At 45.4% G+C, this 6,762-nt stretch carries 6 protein-coding genes; 2 read left to right on the top strand and 4 right to left on the bottom strand.

All coding sequences use genetic code 11. The features are described 5' to 3' along the window. Nucleotides 1–193 precede the first annotated feature (193 nt). Nucleotides 194–1,219: an endolytic transglycosylase MltG gene (gene mltG, locus ACMJ0U_RS01100; protein ID WP_417127595.1), complete on the top strand. Its 1,026-nt coding sequence runs from the start codon at nucleotides 194–196 to the stop codon at nucleotides 1,217–1,219. Nucleotides 1,220–1,225: 6 nt separating this feature from the next. Here mltG and ACMJ0U_RS01095 read toward each other — a convergent pair whose 3' ends face one another. Both ACMJ0U_RS01095 and ACMJ0U_RS01090 read right to left on the bottom strand, forming a co-directional pair. Then, complete coding sequence (locus ACMJ0U_RS01095) at nucleotides 1,226–1,915, bottom strand: potassium channel family protein (protein WP_417127593.1); 690 nt, start codon at nucleotides 1,913–1,915, stop codon at nucleotides 1,226–1,228. Nucleotides 1,916–1,918: 3 nt separating this feature from the next. Continuing rightward, entirely contained in the window at nucleotides 1,919–3,748 is a 1,830-nt protein-coding gene (locus ACMJ0U_RS01090) for a TrkH family potassium uptake protein (RefSeq protein WP_417127591.1), read from the bottom strand. 183 nt (nucleotides 3,749–3,931) lie between these two features. On the opposite strand from ACMJ0U_RS01090, the gene ACMJ0U_RS01085 reads away from it, so the two are divergent. Next, nucleotides 3,932–5,296 (top strand): TrpB-like pyridoxal phosphate-dependent enzyme, encoded by a 1,365-nt coding sequence (locus ACMJ0U_RS01085; protein WP_417127589.1) that lies wholly within the window; start codon nucleotides 3,932–3,934, stop codon nucleotides 5,294–5,296. A gap of 230 nt (nucleotides 5,297–5,526) precedes the next feature. Here ACMJ0U_RS01085 and panD read toward each other — a convergent pair whose 3' ends face one another. Both panD and panC read right to left on the bottom strand, forming a co-directional pair. Continuing rightward, complete coding sequence (panD, locus tag ACMJ0U_RS01080) at nucleotides 5,527–5,877, bottom strand: aspartate 1-decarboxylase (protein ID WP_417127597.1); 351 nt, start codon at nucleotides 5,875–5,877, stop codon at nucleotides 5,527–5,529. 6 nt (nucleotides 5,878–5,883) lie between these two features. Further along, entirely contained in the window at nucleotides 5,884–6,729 is an 846-nt protein-coding gene (panC, locus tag ACMJ0U_RS01075) for a pantoate--beta-alanine ligase (RefSeq protein WP_417127587.1), read from the bottom strand. Nucleotides 6,730–6,762 lie beyond the last annotated feature (33 nt).

The following is a 6,762-nucleotide window of genomic DNA, read 5'->3' as shown; positions in this document are numbered from 1 at the left end:
TTTCATTTCACAACTTTACAAAAATAGGAATATTTTTGATGCAATGGGTGTACATTTGACATTTTTCAGGAGGAGATTTGAACATTCTACATAAAATTACATGCAATGTACATTTATCTTTTCCAGATTCCTACCCTCCATTATCATAGAAATCAAGTTTTCTTACTACTTTTACACCCAAATTTAAGGCTCGATGAAATCAAGAAAAACAATCATTATTTGTGCCCTTGTCACAATTCTAATTTTAGGAGGAGTAATCAGCACGGTTTCCCTACTGTTCAATCACCCTCTCCGCGTAGAGAAAGCTACCTTTATTTATATAGATGGGGACGATACTGCCGACTCAGTGTACGTAAAACTTCAAAAAGATTTGAAGGCCACGCATCTGAAAGGATTCAAAATGCTGGCCCGTCTCAAAAAATATGACCAGCAAATTCATACTGGTGCCTATCGCTTCGATGTGTCCATCAATACACTGACATTATTCCGCCGACTGAGCAGTGGACATCAGACTCCGGTCAAAGTAGTTATACCCAGTGTGCGGACCCTGGCACGTCTGGTACGCTCGCTAGACCGTCAACTCATGCCCGATTCTACGGAGTTTGCCCGACTTGTCGGTGACAGTGCCTTCTGTGCCTCATTAGGTTTCAGTATTGAAACGATGCCTGCGCTGTTTATCCCGAATACGTATGAAGCCTATTGGAATACGGATGCGGAAGCCTTTATCCACCGGATGAAAAAAGAATATGAACGTTTTTGGACGCAGGAGCGAAAGAACAAGGCTCAAGCCTGCGGACTGACTCCGGTAGAAGTCAGTACACTGGCTTCTATCGTGGAAGAGGAAACGGCCAACAAGAGTGAGATGCCGATGGTGGCAGAACTCTACCTGAACCGGCTACAAGCCGGAATGCCACTCCAGGCCGATCCGACCATCAAATTCAGTCTGCAGGAATTCGGGCTGCGACGCATTCTGCACAAACACCTGGAGGTAGAAAGTCCTTACAACACTTACAAGCATGCCGGACTTCCTCCCGGCCCTATCCGCATCGCTTCCATTCAGGGAATAGAAAGCGTGCTGAACCATGCACAGCATAATTACCTCTACATGTGCGCCAAAGAAGATTTCTCGGGTACACATAACTTTGCCACTACTTTTGCTGAACATCAGGCCAATGCCCGCCGCTACCAGCAGGCACTGAACAAAAGGAACATCCGCTAGAAAGAACTAGCGGACTGATTTCCAAAATTGCATGAAACTGGAATAAGAACCATAGCACACCAGTCCATCGCCTTTCTGAAGTGCATAGTCCTCAGGAAATGTATTGGCCACTCCCCTTTCGAACACAGAAATACCCAGAAAATTCTGTACTTGTTTTCCTCGAATCAACGAAATGATTTTCAGTCCGAATTCCTGTTCCAGGTTTAATTCATTAATGTGATAGCCCACCAGTTTTTCTGGAATTTGCAATTTAAACACATACGTATTTTCATCCACCTGAAAAAATTCTGCCCCACCATCTAGTTCCAGTTGTTGTGCCAGCAAACGTGCCGCATCTTGCTCCGGCGTCAGAATCCGGTCGATAGAAAAAGCTTCCAGCACAGCTTTGTGCACTTCGTCAACCGCACGGGCATAAATACGCTTCACTTTCTGCTTCTTGAGCAACGACACAATTCGTACGGAGGAGCCAAAATTGTCGCCAATCGCCACAATTACCGCATCCACACTTTTCAACGGAAGCACCGAGAGTGCCATTTCGTCTGTAGCATCCAGCACAAACGAAGCCGCCATACAGTCTTTTACACTGTCTACGTGCAGCCCGTTTCCGTCTACACCTACCACTTCATGTCCCATGGCAGTCAGTTCTGTGGCCAGCGTACCGCCATAATGTCCCAAACCAATAATCAAATATTTCATACATCAGTTGATGATAATGTTATCACTCGGATATTTATAATTACGTTTCTTTTCCTGACGAACCAGTCCGGTCAGCAAAGTAAAGGCACCAACACGTCCGATATACATCAGCAGAATCACCAGCAGCTTACTGTCATTGCCTAATGTAGGCGTCAAATCCAGACTGGAGCCCACAGTACTCAATGCTGACACACATTCAAAAGTAATAGCTAGCAATCCGGCTTCCGGCTCCAGTATACTAAGCAGGAAAATAGCCACGAAGGCCATAAACAAATACAAAATCAATGCGGCATTCGAACGACGAATGGAGTCATGCGAAAGTTCACGACGCAAAATCGCCACACGGTCTGCCCCACGTATTACGGCCCATAAATTGATTAATACCACCGCAAACACATTGACTTTTACACCACCTGCCGTAGACTGCGTACCTCCACCAATCATCATCAACACAACCATGAGCAACAAAGTCTGAGAGGACAGCGAAGTCAGTCCCACACTGGCGAAACCAGCCGTTCGCGGACAAGAGGAATTAAAGAAAGCATGCACCCACTTATCGGTCACCGACATTCCAGCAAAAGAATGGTTCCACTCCAAAACCACTATGGCCAATGTGCCTCCCACCAGTAGCAGGACCGTGGACACCAATACAATCTTCGTATTCAGATTATATAAATGTACTTTCTTACGAAACCTTCTGGAACGACGCAAAAGCCAACACTTGATAGCTTCCAGATAATAAGCTATCGTCTCATATAAATTAACCAATATCGGAAAACCGATTCCTCCCAAAGCAATCAGCACTCCCAGGGTAATGTAGAGCAGATTGTGCCCCTGCATGACCGCCGGGTTGCCCATTCCTCCCGGCAAAGTAGAAAAACCGGCATTACAAAAAGCCGATATAGAATGGAAAGCCGAAAAGAAAAGTTCTTCTTGAAAGGTCATTCCCAAAGTACCGTGAATACTAAACCAGATTATTGCCATCCCAATACCTTCAATGGCCAATGTAAAGCCTAATATATATAACAAGGTAGACAACAACGAATTCAAGGAATTGGAACTAATCATATCGCCCACCATCAACTGGTTGTAAAGCGAAGTATTCCCCATAAAGAACATGGCAAAGAAACTGGTCAGTGTCATCACACCAAGACCGCCAATCTGAATCAGCAGAATAATAAGTATCTGCCCCTCCAGCGTGAAAGTGGAAGACACATCTACAGTAACAAGTCCTGTCACACACGTAGCACTCGTGGCTGTAAACAAAGCATCCATAAACGAGATACCCTGATAAGTGGCACGAGGCAGCATCAGCAATCCGGTTCCCAGCAAAATAAACACCAGAAAACTACCGGCCAGAATCAACGAAGGATTGGTCCGCTTACCCAACAAACGTACCAATATACCCGAAAGCTGTGAGAAAGACAACAATACCAGAATCGCTCCTCTGTAATATGCATGATGAAAAAAGACCCATACCCAATATACTCCGGTGGTTTCCTCCGGTCTCTTAAAAATCACGGGCAAAAGAGTGAGATAAAGCAACACGGTGAGAATCCATGTCCACGGAGTAAACTTGAACGGAGAATCTTCCTGCCGGAATACAATCTGCATCGTGGTAGTCAACAGAAAAACAACCCAAATTGTATGATACACCGTATGCACTACTTCATAATCTGAAGCAGAGATTCTAAATCCGTACTCATATACGATAGTCAGTAAGAAAACAACACCGCACAAAAAATTGATTACCATCACCCAATTGAGCAACCGGTTCACACGCGGCATAAGCAGTTTCTTATTGTACAAATAAAGTCTTTCCCAATAGTCCATTGCTGATACTAGATTAATATCTCCGCAAATGTATGAAAAATCCATATACTTACATGACAAAAGCCATGAAATCTACCGGAAGCCCCAATTCAAGAATACAAATGATAAGAAAAAAGCAAAATGAGTTGTTTGTTATCATTTATTTCCATATTTTTGACGAAAACTTAAAAATAGTAAGCAATTATGAGTAATAGACAGAAAAGATTCATCTTACCTGAAGATGAAATACCAAAATATTGGTATAACATTCAAGCCGACATGGTCAATAAGCCCATGCCTCCACTGAACCCGGCCAGCAAAGAACCGCTGAAACCGGAAGACCTCTATCCTATCTTTGCCAAGGAACTCTGCCATCAGGAACTGAACCAGACTGATGCGTGGATTGAAATTCCGGAAGAGGTGAGGGAAATGTACAAATACTACCGCAGTACCCCGCTGGTACGTGCTTACGGACTGGAAAAGGCACTAGGCACACCGGCACATATCTATTTCAAGAATGAAAGTGTCAGCCCTATCGGCTCACACAAGCTGAACTCCGCACTGGCACAAGCTTACTACTGCAAGAAAGAAGGTGTGACGAACATCACTACCGAAACGGGTGCCGGACAATGGGGCGCTGCCTTGTCGTATGCCGCCAAGGTATTCGGGCTGGAAGCTGCCGTATATCAGGTAAAAATCAGCTACGAACAGAAACCTTACCGCCGCAGCATCATGCAGACCTTCGGCGCACAGGTAACTCCTTCTCCTTCCATGTCAACCCGTGCCGGCAAAAATATCCTGACCAAATATCCGAACCATCAGGGTTCACTGGGTACGGCCATCTCGGAAGCTATCGAACTGGCGCGTACTACTCCGAACTGTAAGTATACACTGGGCTCCGTATTGAGCCACGTAACCCTGCACCAGACTGTCATCGGACTGGAAGCTGAAAAACAGATGGAAATGGCCGGAGAATATCCTGACATGATTATCGGATGCTTCGGAGGAGGTTCCAACTTCGGTGGAATCTGTTTCCCGTTCATGCGTCACACCATTCTGGAAGGAAAGAAAACCCGTTATATTGCTGCCGAACCGGCATCTTGCCCCAAACTGACCAGAGGTAAATTTGAATATGACTTCGGTGATGAAGCCGGATACACCCCATTGTTGCCGATGTTTACCCTGGGACACAACTTTACACCTGCCAACATCCATGCCGGAGGTCTCCGCTATCACGGTGCAGGAGTCATCGTTTCGCAGCTGCTGAAGGACAACCTGATGGAAGCAGTAGACGTGCAGCAGCTTGACACCTTCAAGGCCGGCTGCCTGTTTGCCCGCGCAGAAGGTATCATTCCGGCTCCGGAATCCTGCCATGCCATTGCCGCCACCATTCAGGAAGCAGAGAAATGCAAGGAAACGGGGGAAGAAAAAGTGATTCTGTTCAACTTGTCCGGTCATGGACTGATAGACATGAGTGCGTACGACCAGTACCTGTCGGGCAACCTGACCAACTATTCACTTACAGAAGAAGACATTGCAAACAGCTTGCAGGACGTGCCAAAAGTGTAATTTTTGACGCTCCCAAAATGCCTTTGCGTTTGAAAGAAAACGCTTCGACGTTTTATATAAAACGCAAGTACGTTTTGATTTAAACGTTTCGACGTTTTAGTGAAAACGTACTTGCGTTTTTCCGTAAACCCAAAAACGTTTAGAAAATCCAAAAAACAAAGGGTGCCGGAAAGGGATTTCTCATCTCCCTCTGACACCCTTTATTTATTTCATCAACTTAACTAATTCAATTACAACAGACAATTTGTTGCCGTATCCGGGAATACCACGGTTGGCTTGAAAGTCTTGGCTTCCTCAAAGTCCATCAAGGCATACGACATGATAATCACCACATCGCCCACCTGTACCTTGCGGGCTGCCGCTCCGTTCAGACAAATACAACCTGAGCCACGTTCACCTTTAATGATATAGGTTTCAAAACGTTCTCCGTTATTATTGTCTACAATCTGTACCTTCTCACCGGCAATCATGTTGGCCGCATCCATCAAATCTTCATCAATCGTAATGCTGCCCATATAGTTCAGGTTCGCTTCTGTCACCGTTACGCAATGAAGCTTCGACTTCAACACTTCAATCATCATCATCCGTTATCCTTTATATTTAATGTTATCAATCAGACGCACCTCACCGCAATACACCGTGATACAGCCTACAATGTAATTGCTTTCATCCCATGCCTTCACGGGCTGAAGTGTATTGCCGTCCACAATCTCAAAATATTCCAATTCCAATCCCGGCGCACGACGGATACAATCTTCTACAAACTGCTTGGTTTCAAGCAGAACCCGTGACTTGCTGAAGTCTACACTCGTAAAAAGTGCCTTGGAAATCTGCAAGGCTTCTTTCCGCTGTTCCGGTGTAAGACGTGCATTACGGCTACTCAATGCCAATCCGTCTTCTTCACGCACAATCGGACATCCCACAATCTGAATATTAAAAGGATACTTACGTACCATCTCACGAATAATGGCCAGCTGCTGGAAATCCTTTTCACCGAAATAGGCACGATCAGGTTCTACCATCAAGAATAATTTGCTGACAATCTGACAAACCCCGTTGAAATGCCCCGGACGGTATTTTCCCTCCATCACCGTATCCAGCGGCGCATAGCTGAACTGGCGGGTATCAGGTTCTGGATAAACCTCCTCTACAGAAGGAGCAAAAACCAAAGTCGCTCCACATTTTTCCAGTAAAGTACAATCCGCCTCCAGTGTGCGCGGATATTTCAAAAGGTCATTCTGGTCGTTAAACTGTGTAGGGTTCACAAAATCACTGACCACCACTACATCATTCTCAGCTACAGCACGTTTCACCAACGAAGCGTGTCCCGCATGCAAAGCCCCCATCGTCGGAACCAGCCCGATAACCTTTCCGTCTTTACGGAAAGCGTCGAGTTCGGCGCGAAGCTCACTGATTGTTCGAATTAACTTCATCTCTTATTCCTGTTTTTAATCATAAATTCAGAA

It is taken from the genome of Phocaeicola sp. (assembly GCF_048170425.1).
In the GTDB taxonomy this organism is placed as follows: domain Bacteria; phylum Bacteroidota; class Bacteroidia; order Bacteroidales; family Bacteroidaceae; genus Phocaeicola.
Note: the sequence above shows the minus strand (reverse complement) of the source record. Positions and strands in the feature narration are given on the sequence as shown.